This window comes from Streptomyces sp. NPDC088350, assembly GCF_044753545.1.
Lineage (GTDB): Bacteria > Actinomycetota > Actinomycetes > Streptomycetales > Streptomycetaceae > Streptomyces.
In genome coordinates this window covers 839,255-856,716 of the sequence record NZ_JBIVNL010000004.1, presented here as the reverse complement: position 1 = coordinate 856,716, position 17,462 = coordinate 839,255, and the positions used below count along the sequence as shown (strand labels likewise).

17 protein-coding genes and 1 pseudogene are annotated in these 17,462 nt (G+C 71.0%); 4 read left to right on the top strand and 14 right to left on the bottom strand.

Annotated features, from left to right (window positions below):
• Positions 1-3 precede the first annotated feature (3 nt).
• Both ACIQBL_RS17750 and ACIQBL_RS17745 read left to right on the top strand, forming a co-directional pair.
• Positions 4-1,204: pseudogene (locus tag ACIQBL_RS17750) on the top strand (family 1 glycosylhydrolase).
• The gene (locus tag ACIQBL_RS17745) at positions 1,201-2,166 is read left to right on the top strand and encodes an alpha/beta hydrolase (RefSeq protein WP_401942455.1); all 966 of its coding nucleotides are present in this window, start codon (positions 1,201-1,203) and stop codon (positions 2,164-2,166) included. Before ACIQBL_RS17750 ends, ACIQBL_RS17745 begins: the two are co-directional and overlap by 4 nt.
• Positions 2,167-2,229: 63 nt before the next feature.
• Here ACIQBL_RS17745 and ACIQBL_RS17740 read toward each other — a convergent pair whose 3' ends face one another.
• The 13 genes from ACIQBL_RS17740 to ACIQBL_RS17680 form a co-directional block, all read right to left on the bottom strand.
• Positions 2,230-2,859, bottom strand: coding sequence for an MBL fold metallo-hydrolase (locus tag ACIQBL_RS17740; protein ID WP_401942452.1), 630 nt, complete (start codon positions 2,857-2,859; stop codon positions 2,230-2,232).
• Positions 2,859-3,947, bottom strand: coding sequence for an S-(hydroxymethyl)mycothiol dehydrogenase (locus ACIQBL_RS17735; RefSeq protein WP_401942449.1), 1,089 nt, complete (start codon positions 3,945-3,947; stop codon positions 2,859-2,861). Before ACIQBL_RS17735 ends, ACIQBL_RS17740 begins: the two co-directional genes overlap by 1 nt.
• Before the next feature lie 3 nt (positions 3,948-3,950).
• Positions 3,951-4,865 carry a 3-hydroxybutyryl-CoA dehydrogenase gene (locus tag ACIQBL_RS17730; RefSeq protein WP_401942447.1) on the bottom strand — a complete coding sequence of 305 codons (915 nt, stop codon included), beginning with the start codon at positions 4,863-4,865 and terminating at the stop codon, positions 3,951-3,953.
• A complete protein-coding gene (locus tag ACIQBL_RS17725) occupies positions 4,862-6,052 on the bottom strand; it encodes an acyl-CoA dehydrogenase family protein (RefSeq protein ID WP_401942445.1) in 1,191 nt (396 codons plus the stop codon). The genes ACIQBL_RS17730 and ACIQBL_RS17725 overlap by 4 nt, the downstream gene beginning before the upstream one ends.
• A 25-nt stretch (positions 6,053-6,077) precedes the next feature.
• The gene (locus tag ACIQBL_RS17720; protein ID WP_401942443.1) at positions 6,078-7,190 is read right to left on the bottom strand and encodes an alcohol dehydrogenase catalytic domain-containing protein; all 1,113 of its coding nucleotides are present in this window, start codon (positions 7,188-7,190) and stop codon (positions 6,078-6,080) included.
• Positions 7,191-7,286: 96 nt separating this feature from the next.
• On the bottom strand, positions 7,287-8,738 hold the full coding sequence (locus tag ACIQBL_RS17715; protein WP_401942441.1) for a class I adenylate-forming enzyme family protein: 1,452 nt from the start codon (positions 8,736-8,738) through the stop codon (positions 7,287-7,289).
• Positions 8,735-9,976, bottom strand: coding sequence for an NAD(P)/FAD-dependent oxidoreductase (locus ACIQBL_RS17710; protein ID WP_401942439.1), 1,242 nt, complete (start codon positions 9,974-9,976; stop codon positions 8,735-8,737). The genes ACIQBL_RS17715 and ACIQBL_RS17710 overlap by 4 nt, the downstream gene beginning before the upstream one ends.
• A complete protein-coding gene (locus tag ACIQBL_RS17705) occupies positions 9,973-10,296 on the bottom strand; it encodes a 2Fe-2S iron-sulfur cluster-binding protein (RefSeq protein ID WP_401942437.1) in 324 nt (107 codons plus the stop codon). Before ACIQBL_RS17705 ends, ACIQBL_RS17710 begins: the two co-directional genes overlap by 4 nt.
• Before the next feature lie 23 nt (positions 10,297-10,319).
• The gene (locus tag ACIQBL_RS17700) at positions 10,320-11,519 is read right to left on the bottom strand and encodes a cytochrome P450 (protein WP_401942435.1); all 1,200 of its coding nucleotides are present in this window, start codon (positions 11,517-11,519) and stop codon (positions 10,320-10,322) included.
• The gene (locus tag ACIQBL_RS17695; RefSeq protein ID WP_401942432.1) at positions 11,516-12,046 is read right to left on the bottom strand and encodes a cupin domain-containing protein; all 531 of its coding nucleotides are present in this window, start codon (positions 12,044-12,046) and stop codon (positions 11,516-11,518) included. The genes ACIQBL_RS17700 and ACIQBL_RS17695 overlap by 4 nt, the downstream gene beginning before the upstream one ends.
• 167 nt (positions 12,047-12,213) lie before the next feature.
• Entirely contained in the window at positions 12,214-12,750 is a 537-nt protein-coding gene (locus tag ACIQBL_RS17690) for a MarR family winged helix-turn-helix transcriptional regulator (protein ID WP_401942429.1), read from the bottom strand.
• Positions 12,751-12,771: 21 nt separating this feature from the next.
• Entirely contained in the window at positions 12,772-13,620 is an 849-nt protein-coding gene (locus ACIQBL_RS17685; RefSeq protein WP_401942426.1) for a fumarylacetoacetate hydrolase family protein, read from the bottom strand.
• Positions 13,617-14,207 (bottom strand): carboxymuconolactone decarboxylase family protein, encoded by a 591-nt coding sequence (locus ACIQBL_RS17680; protein WP_401942424.1) that lies wholly within the window; start codon positions 14,205-14,207, stop codon positions 13,617-13,619. Before ACIQBL_RS17680 ends, ACIQBL_RS17685 begins: the two co-directional genes overlap by 4 nt.
• Before the next feature lie 81 nt (positions 14,208-14,288).
• Here ACIQBL_RS17680 and ACIQBL_RS17675 point away from each other — a divergent pair, with 81 nt between their 5' ends.
• Both ACIQBL_RS17675 and paaZ read left to right on the top strand, forming a co-directional pair.
• The gene (locus ACIQBL_RS17675) at positions 14,289-15,149 is read left to right on the top strand and encodes a VOC family protein (RefSeq protein WP_401942421.1); all 861 of its coding nucleotides are present in this window, start codon (positions 14,289-14,291) and stop codon (positions 15,147-15,149) included.
• A gap of 49 nt (positions 15,150-15,198) precedes the next feature.
• A complete protein-coding gene (gene paaZ / locus ACIQBL_RS17670; RefSeq protein ID WP_401942419.1) occupies positions 15,199-16,743 on the top strand; it encodes a phenylacetic acid degradation bifunctional protein PaaZ in 1,545 nt (514 codons plus the stop codon).
• Positions 16,744-16,872: 129 nt separating this feature from the next.
• Here the strand turns inward: paaZ and ACIQBL_RS17665 are convergent, their stop codons facing one another.
• Positions 16,873-17,406: a PadR family transcriptional regulator gene (locus ACIQBL_RS17665; RefSeq protein ID WP_401942416.1), complete on the bottom strand. Its 534-nt coding sequence runs from the start codon at positions 17,404-17,406 to the stop codon at positions 16,873-16,875.
• Positions 17,407-17,462 lie beyond the last annotated feature (56 nt).

The window sequence follows — 17,462 nt, the reverse complement described above, 5'->3', positions numbered from 1 at the left end:
AACATGAACCGCAAACGACCCGACTTCCTCTGGGGCGCGGCCACCGCTCCGCACCAGATCGAAGGCAACAACGTCAACAGCGACTGGTGGGCACGCGAGCAGGTCACACCGGGCATGGCGCTCAGCGGGGACGCGATCGACAGCTACCACCGCTACGAGGAGGACATGCGGCTGCTGGCCGACGCCGGCCTCAACGCCTACCGGTTCGGCATCGAGTGGGCGCGCATCGAACCGATCCCCGGCCACTTCTCGAAGGCGGAACTCGCGCACTACCGCCGCATGATCGACACGGCGATCGGACTCGGGCTCACACCCGTCGTGACGCTCCAGCACTTCTCCACCCCGAAGTGGTTCGCCGACGAGGGTTCGTGGATGGTCGAGAGCGCGATCGACCGCTTCGCGGGCTACGTCACCACGGCGACGTCCGTCCTCGAAGGGGTCGAGTGGGTCTGCACCATCAACGAACCCAACATGCTGGCGATGATGGGCACCATGATGAAGGCCGCCGAGTCGGGCGACGCCGACTGGCAGAGCCCGACCGTCGAAGGCGACGTACAGATGGTGCTGCCCCCTCCCGACCCGGAGGTCGGACGCCGGCTCGCGCGCCCACGACGCGGCGCGCGAGATCCTCAGGGAGCGGACCGACGCCAAGGTCGGCTGGACGATCGCCAACCAGGCGCTCACCGCGAAACCGGAGCACGAGGCGAGACTCGTCGAGGAGCGCTACATCCGGGAGGACCTCTACCTGGAGGCCGCGGGCAAGGACGACTTCGTCGGCGTCCAGGCCTACTCCACGCAGGAGGTCGACGGGAACGGCCCCGTGCCGCACCCGCCCCACCCCGACAACACCCTCGTCGGAACGGCGTACCGGCCGGACTCCCTGGGGATGGCGGTGCGCCACGCGTGGCAGGTCACCGGCGGTGTCCCGGTCCTCGTGACCGAGAACGGCATCGCCACCGACGACGACACCCGTCGCATCGCGTACACGGGCGAGGCCCTGCGCCACCTCTCCGCCGCGATGGACGACGGCGTCGACGTGCGCGGCTACCTGCACTGGAGCGCGCTCGACAACTACGAGTGGGGCCACTGGGAGCCGACGTTCGGGCTCATCGCCGTGGACAGGGATACGTTCGAGCGGCGGCCGAAGCCGAGTCTGGCCTGGCTCGGTGGCGTCGCGCGATCCGGAGAGGTGCCGAAGCGATGACGGAACGACACACCGAGTACGGGCTCAGTGCCGAGGCCCAGGCCTGGCTGGCGATGCTGAAGGCGCACCCGCAACCGCCCGCCCCCGCGCCGGACGACCTCGAGGCATGGCGTGCCGTCGCCGCGGCCACCGCGGCACCGGAACTGGCGGACGCCATCGGACTCGCGACCACGGGCGCCGTCGCCACGGGCGTTCCGGTCGAGGTCCACGCCGTCGACCTGCCGAACGCGGTCGTCCACGTCGGCACCCCAGAGGGTCTCGCGCCCGACGACCGGCGCGTCCTGCTCAGCGTGCACGGCGGGGCGTTCACGACCGGAGGGGGCGCGGCGACGAGAGCGGCGACGGGATTCGTCGCGGGCGCCTACGGCGTCACCGTGTGGAGCGTCGACTACCGCATGCCGCCCGACCACCCCTTCCCCGCGGGTCTTGACGACTGCCTCGACGCCTACCGGGCCCTCCTGGAACACCATGATCCGGCCTCGATCGCGGTCAGTGGCCTGTCCGCCGGCGGGAACCTCACCGCCGCGCTTCTCCTCCGGCTCCAGGAGGAGGGACTGCCGATGCCCTGCGCGGCCGTGCTCAACTCGCCCTGCGTCGACCTCACCCTCTCCGGCGACACCCTGGTCATCGACGCCTCCGGCGATGTCGCCGGGCTCATGAACAACCTGAAGCTGTACACGGGCGACCATGACCTCACGGATCCGCGCATCTCGCCGCTCTTCGGGGAGATCGGCGACGACTGGCCGCCCACGATCCTGTTCAGCGGCACCCGCGACTTCCTGCTCTCGGACACCGTCCGGATGCACCGGAAGCTGCTGGCGGCCGATGTCCCGGCCGAGTTGCACGTCTTCGAGGCGTCGCCGCACGGAATGTTCGGGGGCAATGCCCCGGAGGACCGTCTCCTCGTCGCTCAGGCCCGGCGGTTTCTCGAGCGGGCGTGGAACGGCGGTGCCTCGAAGTGAGCGTGCTGTTCCACGGCGCCACGACCCGCTGACCCGGGCCGTCGAACACACGCCGACTCCTCGTCAGTGACCGCGCTCGATCCAGTCGCCGAGGTACGGGGCCTCGGCCCCGATGCTGGTGCTGTCTCCGTGGCCCGTATGCACCGTGGTGTCCGGTGGCAGCGTCAGCAGGCGGTCGCGGACGGAGCGGATGATCGTCGGGAAGTGGGAGTACGACCGTCCTGTGGCCCCCGGCCCGCCGTGGAACAGGGTGTCGCCGGTGAACACCGCGGCCAGTTCTTCGGAGTACAGACACAGGCCGCCCGGCGTGTGCCCGGGGGTGTGCAGGACGGTCAGTTCCGTGGAGGCGACCGTGAAACGGCGGCCGTCGGAGAGGTACCCGTCCGGATTCCGGTCGGGATGCGTGTGCTTCCACAGCAGCCGGTCGTCCAGGTGCAGGAAGACCGGTGCGCCGGTGCGGTCGGCGAGTTCGGGTGCGGCGTCGATGTGGTCGTTGTGGGCGTGGGTGCAGATGATCGCGGTCAGCCTGCGGTCGCCGACCGCCTCCGCGATGGCGTCGGCGTCGTGGGCGGCGTCGATGACGATCACCTCGTGGTCGTCGCCGACGATCCACACGTTGTTGTCGACGTCCCAGGTACCGCCGTCGAGGCTGAACTGGCCGGACGTGACGAGGTGTTCGATCCGCGCGCCCATCAGAACACCACCACCGAACGCAGCACGTCCCCGCCGTGCATCCGCTCGAACGCCTTCTCCACCTCGTCGAGCCCGACCGTCTCCGTCACGAACGCCCCCAGATCCAGACGCCCCTGCTGGTGCAGGTCGATCAGCATCGGAAAGTCCCGCGAGGGCAGACAGTCCCCGTACCACGACGACTTCAGCGCCCCGCCACGCCCGAACACGTCCAGCAGCGGGAGCTCCAGCTTCATCTCCGGGGTGGGCACACCCACCAGGACGACCGTGCCCGCCAGATCCCGTGCGTAGAAGGCCTGTTTGTAGGTCTCGGGACGGCCGACCGCCTCGATGACGACATCCGCGCCGAAGCCACCGGTCAGCTCCCGGACCGCCTCCACCGGATCGGACGTCGTGGAGTTGACGGTGTGCGTGGCACCCATCGCCCGCGCCGTCTCCAGCTTGCGCTCGTCGATGTCCACGGCGATGATCCGCGCCGCCCCCGCCAGCCGCGCCCCCGCGATCGCCGCGTCACCCACCCCGCCGCACCCGATCACCGCGACACTGTCCCCGCGCCCCACGTTGCCCGTGTTGATCGCCGCACCGATCCCGGCCATCACCCCGCAGCCCAGCAGTCCGGCGACCGCCGGGGAGACCGACGGGTCGACCTTCGTGCACTGCCCCGCCGCCACCAGCGTCTTCTCCGCGAACGCCCCGATACCCAGGGCCGGGGAGAGTTCCTGGCCGGTCGAGGCGAGGGTCATCTTCTGCGTGGCATTGTGGGTGTGGAAGCAGTACTGCGGACGCCCGCGCAGACACGCCCGGCAATTCCCGCACACCGCACGCCAGTTGAGGACCACGAAATCCCCGGGGACCACATCGGTGACACCCTCGCCGACCGACTCCACGACACCCGCGGCCTCATGCCCGAGCAGGAAGGGGAAGTCGTCACTGATCCCGCCCTGTTTGTAATGCAGATCGGTATGACACACCCCGCACGCCCGCACCTGCACCACGGCCTCACCGGGACCGGGATCGGGCACGACGATCGTCTCCACCCGGACCGGCTCGTCCTTCCCCGGAGCGATCACACCCCGCACTTCCTGCGCCATGGGTCAACTGCCTTTCTGGGAAAGCGAGTAGGGGGAATCCGCGTAGTCGTGGAACCCGCGCCCCGACTTCCGTCCGAGCAGGCCGGCCTCCACCATGCGGAGCAGCAAGGGAGGCGCGGCGTGCAGCGGTTCCTTGAAGTCGGCGTACATCGAGTCGGCGATCGCCGCGAGCGTGTCCAGACCGATCAGGTCGGCCAGGCTGAGCGGGCCCAGCGGGTGGGCGCAGCCGAGGACCATGCCGTTGTCGATGTCCTCGGCGGAGGCGAAGCCGGACTCCAGCATCCGGATCGCGGAGAGCAGGTAGGGCACCAGGAGCGCGTTGACCACGAAGCCGGCCCGGTCCTGCGAGCGGATCACCTGTTTGCCCAGCCTGCCGGTGACGAACTCTTCGGCGCGGGACTGGGTTTGAGGGCTCGTCAGGAGTGACGGCACGATCTCGACGAGGTCGAGCACGGGCACCGGATTGAAGAAGTGCACCCCGATCACCCGGTGCGGCCGGGCGGTGGCCATGCCCAGTTTCATGACGGGCAGCGAGGAGGTGTTCGACGCGAGCAGGGCGTCCTCGCGTGCGACGATCCGGTCCAGGGCGGCGAAGAGGTCGAGTTTCACCGCCTCGTTCTCCGTCGCCGCCTCCAGCACCGCGTCCCGGTCGGCGAGGTCCGTGAGGTCGGCGGTGACCCGCAGCCGGTCGAGGGCGGCGTCACGTTCCCTGCCGCTGAGCTTGCCGCGGCCGACCGCGCGCTCCAGTGAGGCGGCGATGCGCGACCGACCTGCTTTGGCCGCGTCCGCGTTCACCTCGTGGACCACCACGTCCAGCCCGGCGCGGGCGCAGACCTCGGCGATGCCCGCGCCCATCAGTCCGCAGCCGACGACGCCGACCCGGTGGATGTCCGGTACCGGTGGTCGGGTGTCGGTCACCGGAAGGCCGCCTGGCCGGTCAGGGCCTGGCCGATCATGAGGGTGTGCATCTCGACGGTGCCCTCGTAGGTGAGGATCGATTCGAGGTTGTTGGCGTGCCGGATGACCGGGTACTCCAGGGAGATGCCGTTCGCGCCCAGAATGGTGCGGGCGGTGCGGCAGATCTCCAGGGCCGCACGCGTGTTGTTGAGCTTGCCGTAGCTGACCTGCTCGGGGCGCAGGCCCCGGTCGTCCTTGATCCGGCCGAGGTGGAAGGCCAGCAGCGTCCCCTTGGCCAGCTCCAGGGCGATGTCGGTGAGCTTGGCCTGGGTGAGCTGGAACGAGCTGATCGGTCGGCCGAACTGGACCCGGTCGTTCGCGTAGGCCAGTGCGGTCCGGAAGGCCGACCGTGCCGCGCCCATGGCGCCCCACGCGATGCCGTAGCGCGCCTCGTTGAGGCAGGACAGGGGGCCGCGAAGCCCCCGTACCGCCGGCAGCACGGCGGATCCGGGCAGCCGTACGGAGTCCAGCACCAGTTCGCTGGTCACCGACGCCCGCAGCGACATCTTGTGCTTGATCGCGGGCGCCGAGAAGCCGGGGGTGTCGGTCGGGACGACGAAGCCCCGGATGCCGTCGTCGGTGTGGGCCCAGACGACGGCCACGTCGGCGACCGAGCCGTTGGTGATCCACATCTTGCGGCCGTCGAGGATCCAGTCGGCGCCGTCCCGGCGGGCGGCGGTGCGCATGCTGCCCGGGTCGGAGCCGGAGTCGGGTTCGGTGAGGCCGAAACAGCCGATGGCGGTGCCCGCGGCGAGGCGGGGCAGCCACTCCTCCTTCTGCTCCTCGGAGCCGAAGGCGTGGATCGCGTACATGGCCAGCGAGCCCTGCACCGAGACCAGGGAGCGCAGCCCCGAGTCGGTCGCCTCCAGTTCGAGACAGGCGAGCCCGTAGTCCACGGCGCTCATGCCCGCGCAGCCGTAGCCCTCCAAGTGCATGCCCAGCAGGCCGAGTTCGCCGAGTTCCTTGGTGAGGCCGCGGATGTCCTCGATCTCCCCCTGCTCGAACCACTCGGCGATGTGCGGTTCGACGCGCCGGTCGCAGAAGGTGCGCACCGCGTCGCGGACGGCGCGCTCGTCGGGGGTGAGCAGGGAGTCGAGTTCCAGGAGGTCGAGGGGGTCGGCCGGGCGCCCGGCGTGCGAGGTGTGCATCTGGGTCTCCAGGGAGGACGGACGGTCAGGCCGTCGGGCTGATGATGAAGTTGCTGAAGCCGCCGTTGCGTGCGGCGATACCGCTGATGGCCTCGTTGACCTGGTGCAGGGGGTACACGTGGTGTTCCAGCGGGCTCAGGTCCAGCAGGCCGGCGCCCGCCATGTCGGCCATGGTCTGGCCCTCGGCGGAGGTGAACCACGCCGAGCCGATCAGCCGCAGCTGCTGGTCCATCATCCGGTGGATGTCGATCGGGAGATCACCGGCGACGGCGCCGATGTTGACGGCGATGCCACCGCGTGCCATCGCCCGCATGCCCGCCCGGAACGTCTCGTGCGGGGCGCCCGGGCCGAGCGCGTCGATGTAGATGTCGGCGCCGTAGCCGTCGGTCTGCTCGTGGATCCACTCGTCGACCGGGCCGTCGTCGAGGGAGTGCAGGTGCAGCCGGCCGCCCGCCAGTTCGCCGACCTGGTCGAGCAAGTCCTTGTCGCGCCCGGTGCCGTACACGTGGGTGAGGCCCATGGCGGGGGCGAGGAGCGCGGCGGCGATGCCCAGGGTGCCGCTGATGCCGTTGACGAGGATCGTCTTGCCCGGACCGGCCCCGGCCTTGCGCAGCGCCGAGTACATGGTGCCGATGTAGCCGAAGCGGGCGGCGGCCTCGAAGGGGAGCGAGTCCGGCAGCTTCACCAGGCTGTACGCCGGGGCCAGCATGTACTCGGCGAGGCCGCCCTGGTAGCGGTCGAGCAGGTCGACCGCGGTCGGGGAGAAGCCGAAGTAGCCGGCGAAGGCGTAGCTGGCGCAGTTGATCGAGTCGCCGCCGCGGCACGAGCGACAGGACCCGCAGGAGCGGCCCGGGTTGACGTACACCCGGTCGCCCGGTTTGAACGCCTGGACGCCTTCGCCGACGGCGTCCACCACTCCCGCCGGGTCCAGGCCGAAGACCGCCGGGAGGGTCGGCAGGGGGCTGTGCGGGAACCAGGTGGTCCACATGTTCAGGATGTTGGCCAGGTTCGGAACGATGTTGACGGCGTGGACGGCCACGCGGACGTCACCGGGGCCGGGGTCGGGAACGGGGAGTTCCTCGATCCTCATCGGCTCGCCGACGGCGTGCATCCGCGCGGCTCGCATGGTCGCACTCATGGCGTCTCCTCGGGTTCGGCTCGGGTACGGCTTCGGGTACGGCTGGGGGAGACGGCGCCAACCGCGGCGCAGTCCCTGGGAGTGGTGAAGGGTGGGTCAGTTGTCCAGCAGCGTCGTCAGCCGCGCGCGCTGCAGCTTTCCGGTGGCCCCGCGGGGGAGTGCGGGTACGACGCACAGGCGCCGGGGCCACTTGTGCCGGGCGAGCCGGCCGTCGAGATGGGCACGGACCTCGTCCAGGGTCGGCGTGCCGGTCGCGGTGACGAGGAAGGCGGTCACCACCTCGCCCCAGACCGGGTCCGGCGCACCGGACACGGCGACCTCGACCGCGCCGGGGAAGTCGGCGAGGGCGTTCTCGACCTCGGCGGGATCGATGTTCTCCCCGCCGGTGATGATGGTGTCCTTGAGCCGGCCGACGACGGACAGCCGGCCCTCGGCGTCGAACAGTCCGCGGTCCCCGGTGTGGAACCACCCTTCGCCGTCGGTCACGGGCACCGTCCCGGCGGCCGTCCAGTACACGTCCGCCACCGACGGCGCCCGCACCCAGATCTCACCGGGGGAACCGGCTCCGGCCGGCGCCCCGGTCCCGTCCACGACCCTCAACTCGACCTGGGGGACGGGGGATCCGGTGGAGGCCGCCGGATCGTCGGCGGCGGAGTACGTCACCCCGGCCGCGGTCTCCGTCAGCCCGTAGGAGTTGACCACCCCGACCCCGCGGGCCCGGAACTGCTCGCGGGTGGCGGTCTGGGCCGGAGACCCGCCGGAGAGGATCCACCGCAGTGTGTCCAGTTCACCGCCGCCGAAGCGGGGGTGCCGGGCCAGCAGGGCGGACATCGCCGGTACGGCGAAGGCACAGGTGACCCTGTGGTCGCGGACCAGGTCGATGAACAGGTCCGGCTCGAAGCGCGGGGCCAGGATCACCGTCCCGCGCCGTGCCCAGGTGTACTGGGGAAGGCCGCCGAGCACGGCGACATGCGCCAGCGGGGTGGAGACGAGCGCGGTGTCGTCCTGGCCGACCGGCAGCCGGGACAGGCCGTTGACCATGCTCCAGTACAGGTTGTCGTGGGTCAGCGCGACGCCCTTGGGGCGGCCGGAGGTGCCGGACGTGAACGCGATGATCGCGATGTCCGAGCCGGCCGGAGGCTCCCCGACGGCGGGGGCGGACACCTCGTCGTCGACGTGCAGGTCCTCCCACGCCAGGCGATTCCCCGTCCCCTCCGGGAAGGTACTGTCGCCGACGACCGCACACGGCGCCGTCTCCTCGCACACGACGCCGAGTTCGCCCTCGGTCACCTGCGGGTGCAGCGGCACGAGCACCGCCCCCATCCGCGTCACCGCGAACAGTGTGATCAGGGCCTCGGGCCGGGCCGCCCCCTGCATGACCACGCGGTCGCCCTTGCGCACCCCGTACTTGTCGAGACGGGCGACGGTCCGCCGTACGGCCAGGTCCAGTTGGGCATAGGTCCAGGTCCGGTCCTCGAAGACGAGGGCGGTACGGGAGCCGGCCTCGGCCGCGCTGACGGCGAGGTGGGCGCCGAACGTACGCGTCATGTCCGCACCTCCGCCGCGCGTCTGGCGCGGGCGAGCGCGCCGAGGGTCGTCCCCGCCAGGTCGTCGACGTGGACCGGTGTCCGCCGCTCCAGCAGCCGGCGGGCGGCCAGGTGCTCGGCGGGCCAGTTAAGGGTCTCCACGGCCACCAGCCGGCCGTCACGGAAGGCATGGGCGGCCAGCCGCTCCGGGGAGTCACCGGGCACCAGGAGCACCTCGTCGGAGGGCGAACGCAGCCCGACGATCTGCAACTTGATGTCGCCCTGATCGCTCCAGAACCACGGCAGACTCCCGTACGGCGTGGACGTACCGGCGATCCGACGGCCAACGGACGCCCCCTGGTCGGTGGCGTTCTGCACCGACTCCAGCCGGACCAGCCCCTCCGCGTGCGGATGCGGATGGCGGGCGCAGTCGCCGACGGCGGAGATCCGCGGGTCGGAGACCGACCGCAGCCACTCGTCCACGACCACACCGTCGTCCACGGCCAGCCCCGCGTCCCGGGCCAGCTCGTCGCGAGGGACGGCGCCGATGCCGTAGACCACGAGGCCGGCGGGGAGTGTGCCGCGGTCCGTGACGACCTGCCGTACCCGGTCGGTGCCCTCGATCGCATGTACGGCCGTGCCGGTGAGGACGCGGACTCCGGAGCGTTCGTGGCGTTCCCGCAGCTGTTCCTGAAGTTGGGGTGAGACGGCCCGGCTCAGGAGGCGGTCGGCCAGTTCGACCACGGTCACCCGGGCACCGCGCGCCCTGGCGACCTGCGCCAGTTCCAGCCCGATGAACCCGCCGCCCACGACGACGACTTCGCGGGCCGTCGTCAGCGCCCGGCCGATGGCCAGCGCGTCGTCGAGGGAGCGCAGGGCGTGCACGCCGTCCAGCTCGGCGCCGGGGACGGGCAGCGGGCGGTTGCGCGCGCCGGTCGCCAGGACGAGATGGGCGTAGGGCAGGCGGGCCCCGGACGCGGTGACGACCGTACGGGCGGCGGTGTCGAGGGCGACGACGTCCTCGCCGAGCCGCAGTGCGATGTCCCGCTCGCGGTAGAAGGACTCCGGCGCCAGCTGGACGCGGACGCCGTCCGGGTCGGTGTGGGCCTTCTTCGACAACGGCGGGCGCTGGTACGGCAGATGGGGCTCGGCGGCGAACACGGTGACCGGACCGTCGTAGCCGGACGCGCGCAGTGTGGACACGGCGCTGAACGCGGCCTGTCCGCCGCCGATGACGACCACGCCCGCGTCGCTCGTCATACCTGCTCCTCGGGTACGTGGACGACCAGACCGTCGAGGGCGTCGGAGAGCTGGATCTGGCAGCTGAGGCGGCTGGTGGGCCGGCGTTCGGCGGCGGTGAAGTCCAGCATCTCGTCCTCGACGTCGTTCGGCGGACCGACGAGGTCGCTCTGCTTGGCGTCGACGTAGACGTGGCAGGTGGCGCAGGCGGCGTTGCCGCCGCACTCGGCGACGATGCCCTCGACGCCGTTCGACACGGCCGCCTGCATGAGGACCGTCCCCGACGCGGCGGTGACCTTGTGTTCGGTCCCGTCGGACGACTGGAAGATGACGGTTGGCATGAAGTCCTCCTGGAGGGGACGGCTCAGGCTGTGTGCCAGGTGACGTGGAGCGAGGTGAGTCCCCGGAAGACCCAGCCGTCCAGCCGGTCGGCGGCGCCTTCGGCGAGGCGGAGGTCCTTGAGACGGCTGAACACGAGGGGCCAGGCGAGGGCGCTGACCTCATGGCGTGCGACCCACGCGCCCATGCAGAAGTGCGGACCGCCGCCGAAGGCGAGGTGCGGGCGGTGCGGACGGTCGATGTCGAACTCCTCGGCCCGCTCGAAGACCGACTCGTCCCGGTTCCCCGAGGCGATCACCAACGCCACCCGGCTGCCGGCCGGGAGCGTCACCCCGGCGATCTCGTAGTCCCGGGTGAGCTGGCGCGGATACATGCCGATCGGCGAGATCCAGCGGGCCGTCTCCTCGAAGACCCGCTTCCAGCTCGCGGGGTCCTTCAGGACGCGGTCCAGCACCTCAGGCCGGCGCAGCAGCGCCCAGGCGCCGACGCCGAAGACGTCACGCGGCTCGTTGACACCGCCGCCGATGACGACCTTGACGTTGTTCTGGATCTCGGTGAGCGACACGGGGTCGGCCGCGTGGACCATGGAGGAGATCACCGAGCCGTCGGGCTCGCGCCGGGCGGCCTCGGCGGCCTCCGCCACGGCGTCCTCGATCGCCCGCGTGGCCTGTTCGGCGCGCAGCCAGATGTCGGGGTCGTCGGCGTAGTTGCTGTTGCCGGCCATCATCGCCCGCGACCAGTCGGCGATGTCCTCGGCGCGCGCGGTCCGCAGGCCGAGCACCAGCGCCAGGTTGGCCGCGACCAGCGGCTCGGCGAAGTCGGCGATGAGGTCGGCCTCGCCGCGGTCGGCGATGCGGTCGAGCAGTTCGTGCGCGGTGCGTTCGAAGGTACCGGCCCACAGGTCGCGGACCTGGCGGGGGCGGGTCGGCGGCTCGGCCGCGGCCCGCAGCCGCCGGTGCTCCGGATCGTCCTCGCGGAGCAGGTTCGGGCCGACGGTGCGCAGCAGCAGCGAGCCCTCCTCGCGGGAGCTGAACACCTCGGGCAGCTTCTCCGCGTGGACGATGTCGTCGTAGCGGGTGAGCAGGTGCCGTCCGACCGACGGGACCCAGGCCAGTGGCGTGGAGCGGCGCAGCTGGGCGTAGGCGGGGTACGGGTCGTGGCGGAGCTCCGCGAGGTCGAGCTCCACGACCGGTGCCCCGGGGGCCGCGGTCGTGAGGGCGCTCATGACGTGCCGCCCGCGCCGATCAGGACGAAGAACACCGTGGCGGGCTCCGTGCCGACGTTGCGCCAGGCGTGGCGCGTGCCGTTCTGCACGATCAGGTCACCGGGCGCCAGCACCGCGGTCTCGCCGCCGTCGAGGTCGAGGACTATCTCGCCGGACAGGACGACGCCGTAGTCGACCGTGGGAGTGGTGTGCATACCGGGGTTGTCGAGCTCGAACAGCTCGGCGAAGCCCGGGGTCGCCTCCAGCTGCTCGGCGCCGGCCGCCGCGGGGTCCCAGCTGGGGTCGGCGTAGACACTGGCGGGCGGGAAGGTGACGGCCAGCGCGATCGTCTCGCCGGGGGCCGGCACGTAGGACTTCAGGGACGCCGTCGGGTCGGCCGACGGGGCGGCGGGAGCCGTCGTGTTCCACACCAGGGAGCGGGCGAAGCCCGGGGTGTGCGTGTACTGACGGGTGACGGGCGGCTCGCCGTCACTGACGATCACGGGCTTGCCACTGGGATCCACACCGGTGACGACACGACGGACCATGATTCTCTCCCTTGAGAAACCAACCTGTTGGAAAAACCAGCCTGTTTGAGAAGCCAATCAACTGTCAGATGCTTGATGGTAAGGGTTCTAACTAGTTTCGGCGGTTGTGCTGCGGCGGCTCCGCGCATCTGTCCATGGGGGGGCTGCCGAGCGGTCCCCGTGCCGGGTCACTCCGCCGGCGGGGTCTCCTGATTGACCAGCGTACGCAGAAGATGCACCAGTTCACTGAGCTGATCGTCGCGCAGGACCCCGGTCCAGGCCCGCTCGCGCCTGGTCTGGGCCGCGATCGCCTGCCGCAGCGTGTCCTGACCCTCCGCGGTCAGCTCGACGATCAGCTGGCGGCGGTCGGACTCGACGCGTTCGCGGGTGACCAGCCCGCGGCTCTCCAGGGTCGCCAGCGCGCTGGAGATGCTGGCGCGGGTGGACCCGGAGACCCGCCCGATGTCCTGCTGGCCGATCGGGCCGTAGACCCACAGGGCGTTCAGGATGCGGAAGCCCGCCCAGGTCAGGCCGAGCGGCCGGTGGACGTGCTTCTCGAAGTCCTTGGTCAGGCGTGCTTCGAGGCGGGTGAGATCGGTGACCATCTCGATGGCGTCGAGATCCCGTGGGTCGGTGGTGCCCAGCTCCCGGTGGTGGTGGCGCAGGAGCTCCGAGAACTCCCGGGTCCGGCTCGCGGGTCCCGCCTCGCGCTCGGTGTCCGTCACGATCTCACGCCTTCCCTTCGGTTAACCGGTGATGATCGGGTTGACCATGGTGCCGACGCCGGTGACCTCGGTCCGCAGGACCTTACCCTCGGTGAGGTACAGCCGAGGAGTGCGGCGGACACCGCAGCCGGCGGGCGTACCGGTGAAGATCAGGTCGCCCGGCTCGAACGTCACCCGCTTCGACAGCCAGGCGATCAGCTCGGGCACCGGGAAGATGAGGTCCGAGGTACGGCCCCGCTGCACCTCCAGGTCGTCGACCCAGCCGGCCACCTCGATGTCGTCCGGGTCCTCGAACTCGTCGACCGTCACCAGGTACGGGCCGACGGGGCTGAAGGTGTCGTACGACTTGGGCAGCGTGAACTGGTTGATCGGCTTGCGCCACTGTTCGCGGCGGTCGCTGATGTCCTGGCCGGCGGTGACGCCGGCGACGTGGGACCAGGCGTCGGCCGCCGGGATGTTCTTGCCGGCCCTGCCCATCACCACCACGAGTTCGGCCTCGTAGTCGACCTTGTCGTACTGCGGCTCGACGACGATCTCGTCGTACGGACCGATCACCGACGAGGCGAACTTGGCGAACACCGACGGCTCGTCGGGGACGGGGAGGTTCGACTCCTCCGCGTGCGCACGGTAGTTGAGGGCCACCCCGATGGCCTTGTACGGCTTGGCCACCCGGCCCAGCTCGCGCGGCGCGAAGGGCTTCCAGTCGGCCTCGGCGGCCCGCTCGGCGAGGGCGCGCAGCTCGTCGTGGAGCGAGAGGTCGGACAGCACCTCCAGGCGCGGTTCGATCGCTCCCTTGCTGGCGTTCGCGATGTCGAGGGCGCGCTCGTCGCGCACGAGGACGGGGCGGCCCGCGAGGTTGGCGAGCTTCATGGGGACACTTCCTTCTGGACGGCCTGGTCGGAGAGGTCGGGGAGGGGGAGTGCGAGCTCGCCCTCCACCTGGACGCCGAGGGTGTTGATGACGGTGGCGACGGTGAGGTACTGGCCGACCGTGTAGAGGACGTCGATGACCTGCTCGGTGCTCAGCAGGGCCGTCAGCCGGTTCCACAGTCCGTCGTCGACGCCCTGCCGGTCGACGAGCGAGTCGGTGGCGGCGAGCAGCACCCGGTCCAGGTCGTCGAGTCCGTCCCAGGTACCGGTCGCGGCGGCCAGGATGGTCCCGTCGGCGAGGCCGGCGCGGCGGGCGATACGGACGTGCTGGTCCCACTCGTACGCGGCCCGCGACCGGGCGGCGATCCGCAGGATCATCAGCTCCCGGGACGTGAGCGGCAGGGTGTTCTTGCCCAGCACGTGATTGCTGAAGACGAGGTAGCGGCGCAGCGCGTCCTCGTGGTGGGCCAGGGTCGCCCAGATCGCGTAGATCCGGCCGTCCTGGTCGCGGTACGGCGCCAGCGACGCCAGTGTCTTCTCCTGCAGGTCGGCCTCGTCGACGGGCTGCAGGCGGGGCTTCTCCGGCATCGGAGTCCTCCTCGGCTCGATGGCGTCAACGTATTCGTTAGACCCTTGACCGTCAAGGGTCTAACAAATACTGTCTTCGTCATGACGATCCAGAGCCTTGGTTACGTGGGGATCGGGACGCCCGATCCGACAGCGTGGGCGGAGTACGCCCGCACAGTGATAGGCCTCGCGGTCGAGCCGGGAGACCCCGAGGGGCCCGTGAGCCACCGCCTGCGCATGGACCAGCACCCCTTCCGTATGTGGCTGACGGAGGCGGAGACCGGCGGAGTCACGGTCATCGGCTGGGAGGTCCGCGACGGGGCGGCGATCGACGAGACGACGGTGCGGCTCAAGGAAGCGGGCGTCGACGTGACCGTGGGCACCGAGGCGGAGTGCCGGGACCGCCAGGTGGCGCGCATGGTGCACTTCGGCGGTCCCCTCGGCATCCGCACCGAGTTGTTCTGCGGGCGCCGGCTCGCACCGAGCCAGTTCGTGTCGCCGCTGGGCGTCGATTTCGTGACCGGTGAGCAGGGGCTCGGGCACGTCGTGATGAAGACGCCCCGGGTCCAGGAGGCGGTCGACTTCTACTGCGACGTCCTGGGCTTCCGGCTCAGCGACACCGCCGACTACCCCTGGGGCACCTTCTACTTCCTGGGGTGCAACCCGAGGCACCACAGCATCGCCTTCATCCGGTCGTACAAGAACGAGGGCACCCACCACATCCTGTGCGAGGTGACCACCCCGGAGGAGGTCGGCCGCGCCCTGGACCGGACGCGCGAGCACGACGTCCCGCTCATGGCCACGCTCGGCAAGCACGCCAACGACGGGATGTTCTCGTTCTACATGACCTCGCCGGCCGGCTTCGGCATCGAGATCGGCGCGGGCGGTGTGCAGGTCGACGAGAGCACCTGGGTGAGTCGTACGTACACGGCCGACATCTGGGGTCACCACCCGGTCCCGTAACCCGACGTCGTGTCCCCCGACCACTCCGAACGAAAGCGGGCCGTATCCCATGCTTCTCGCGAGCTATCTGCAGGACACCTGGATCACACCATCTGCCCCTGGGGCAACGGCAGTTGACGTGTACGACGCCGTCACCGGCGAGACGGTCTGCCGCGTCTCCTCCCAAGGCCTCGACCTCGCGGGCGCGTTCGACCACGCGCGCGAGACCGGCGGCCCCGCGCTGCGCGCGCTGACCTTCCACCAGCGGGCCGACCTCCTGGACGCGCTCGCCGCCGCCGTCCGCGCCCGCCGCGAGGAGCTGTACGCCCTCTCGATCCGCGCCGGGGCCACCCTCGGCGACGCCCGTTACGACGTCGACGGCGGCATCCGTGTCCTGCGCGACTACGCGACCCGGGCACGCGCCGAACTCCCCGACGCGCCCCACTTGGTGGAGGGCCCGGCCGAACGCCTCGCCCGAGGCGACGACTTCCTCGGCGTCCACCTCGTCACCCCGTCCCCGGGCCTGATGCTCCAGGTGAACGCCTTCAACTTCCCGGTGTGGGCGCCCCTGGAGAAACTGGCCCAGGCGCTGCTGGCGGGCATGCCCAGTGTGGTGAAGCCGGCCACTCCGACCGCGTACCTCACCGAGCACCTGGTCCGGATCATCGCCGACGCCGGTGTACTGCCGCCCGGAGCCGTGCAGTTGGTCGTCGGTTCGGTACGTCCGGCACTCGACCTGCTCGGCGAGCAGGACGTCGTCTCCTTCACCGGCTCCGCCGCCACCGCCGCGACCCTGCGCACCCATCCGCGCCTGGTGGCCCGCTCGGTCCGCTTCAACGCCGAGGCCGACTCCGTCAACGCCATCGTGGTGGCCCCGGACGTCACGCCCGGATCACCGCTGTTCGAGGCGTTCGTCCGCGAGGTGGTGGCCGAGATGACGGTCAAGGCGGGCCAGAAGTGCACCGCGATCCGCCGCGTCCTCGTCCCCCGGGAACACGAACGCGCCGCCCTGGACGCGATCTCGTCCGGGCTGGCCGGGGTGACGGTCGGCCATCCCGCCGCCGAGGGCGTGGGGATGGGCCCGGTCGTCAGCCTCGCGCAGCGCGACGACGTGCGACGGGCCGTCCGTACGATCACCGCGTCCGGCCGCTTCGTGTACGGCGACCCGGAGAAGGCGCGCGTCGTGGACGTCGACCCCGAGCGGGGCGCCTTCCTGGACCCGCTGCTGATCTCCGCGGACCCGGACGCCTCCGCACCGCACGAGGTGGAACCCTTCGGCCCGGCCGCGACGGTCCTCGCCTACCGCGACACCGCCCACGCCGTCGACCTGCTGGCCCGCGGCCGGGGCAGCCTCGCCGCGTCCCTGGTGGGCGACGACCTCGCCTGGACCACCGGAGTCGTCCGGCGGACGGCCCCCTGGCACGGCCGCCTGCACCTGCTGGACTCGGTGACCATGACACAGACCACCGGACACGGCTCGCCCCTGCCGGCTCTGCGGCACGGCGGCCCCGGCCGGGCGGGCGGCGGCTCCGAGATGGCGGGCATCCGCGGCGTCCTCGATCTGATGCAGCGCACGGCGCTCCAGGCGTCGCCGAGGGTGCTGGACTCCCTCTGAGCGAGGGGACCGTGCCGTACCCCTGGGGAGTGCGGACGGAACATGCCGGCATGGAGGGTGGTGGCGCCGGCTCTTGCCTACGACGTCTTTCCGCCGTGTTCCGCCCACTCCGACAGACGCCGTTGCAGGTCAGGAAGGGGTGTTCAGGCGCTCGGTGAGCTGTTCGGCGGCCCAGCGGGCCCACTCCTCGGCGGTCTGGGAACCTCGTAGGCCGTATTCGAGCATGAGCCAGCCGCAGACCTGGACGGGGTCGCCCACCCACTCCGCGTTGTCGCGGATGGCCTCCAGTGTGGTGAGCCGCTCGTGGTTGTGGTCGGCGAACTTCTCCAGGTACGCGGCGCCCTCGCCACGGGTGAGGGTCCACAGGAAGAAGACGCGGAGCAGCGCGGCGCTGCGGAAGGCGAGGTCGAGGTCGGGCTCGGTGAGCCAGCGGCGCAGTTCGGCGCGTCCGGCGTCGGTGATGCCGTACTCGCGGCGCTGGCGGGCGCCGGTGCCGGTGATCTCGATCAGACCGCTCTCGTGGAGCTTGGTCAGCTCGCCGTAGATCTGGCTCTTCTGCGCGGGCCACACGGCCGACAGCCCCTCGTCGAATCGCTTGAGCAGGTCGTATCCGCTGGCGGGCTGCTCGGAGAGGAGGCCTAGGAGGGCGTGGGGCAGGCTCATGACCTCACCCTACAGTTCCGGAATTCACCGTCACGGCTGGACGGTAGAGAGTTGGA

Excerpts from the sequence above, each read along its gene's own strand:
- ACIQBL_RS17685 (WP_401942426.1), bottom strand. The coding sequence starts at position 13,620 with ATGAAGCTCGCCAACCTCGCGGGCCGCCCCGTCCTCGTGCGCGACGAG.
- ACIQBL_RS17665 (WP_401942416.1), bottom strand. The coding sequence starts at position 17,406 with ATGAGCCTGCCCCACGCCCTCCTAGGCCTCCTCTCCGAGCAGCCCGCC.
- ACIQBL_RS17735 (WP_401942449.1), bottom strand. The coding sequence starts at position 3,947 with ATGGCGCAGGAAGTGCGGGGTGTGATCGCTCCGGGGAAGGACGAGCCG.
- ACIQBL_RS17705 (WP_401942437.1), bottom strand. The coding sequence starts at position 10,296 with ATGCCAACCGTCATCTTCCAGTCGTCCGACGGGACCGAACACAAGGTC.
- ACIQBL_RS17745 (WP_401942455.1), top strand. The coding sequence starts at position 1,201 with ATGACGGAACGACACACCGAGTACGGGCTCAGTGCCGAGGCCCAGGCC.
- ACIQBL_RS17740 (WP_401942452.1), bottom strand. The coding sequence starts at position 2,859 with ATGGGCGCGCGGATCGAACACCTCGTCACGTCCGGCCAGTTCAGCCTC.
- paaZ (WP_401942419.1), top strand. The coding sequence starts at position 15,199 with ATGCTTCTCGCGAGCTATCTGCAGGACACCTGGATCACACCATCTGCC.
- ACIQBL_RS17695 (WP_401942432.1), bottom strand. The coding sequence starts at position 12,046 with ATGGTCCGTCGTGTCGTCACCGGTGTGGATCCCAGTGGCAAGCCCGTG.
- ACIQBL_RS17720 (WP_401942443.1), bottom strand. The coding sequence starts at position 7,190 with ATGAGTGCGACCATGCGAGCCGCGCGGATGCACGCCGTCGGCGAGCCG.
- ACIQBL_RS17710 (WP_401942439.1), bottom strand. The coding sequence starts at position 9,976 with ATGACGAGCGACGCGGGCGTGGTCGTCATCGGCGGCGGACAGGCCGCG.
- ACIQBL_RS17680 (WP_401942424.1), bottom strand. The coding sequence starts at position 14,207 with ATGCCGGAGAAGCCCCGCCTGCAGCCCGTCGACGAGGCCGACCTGCAG.
- ACIQBL_RS17725 (WP_401942445.1), bottom strand. The coding sequence starts at position 6,052 with ATGCACACCTCGCACGCCGGGCGCCCGGCCGACCCCCTCGACCTCCTG.
- ACIQBL_RS17715 (WP_401942441.1), bottom strand. The coding sequence starts at position 8,738 with ATGACGCGTACGTTCGGCGCCCACCTCGCCGTCAGCGCGGCCGAGGCC.
- ACIQBL_RS17675 (WP_401942421.1), top strand. The coding sequence starts at position 14,289 with ATGACGATCCAGAGCCTTGGTTACGTGGGGATCGGGACGCCCGATCCG.
- ACIQBL_RS17700 (WP_401942435.1), bottom strand. The coding sequence starts at position 11,519 with ATGAGCGCCCTCACGACCGCGGCCCCCGGGGCACCGGTCGTGGAGCTC.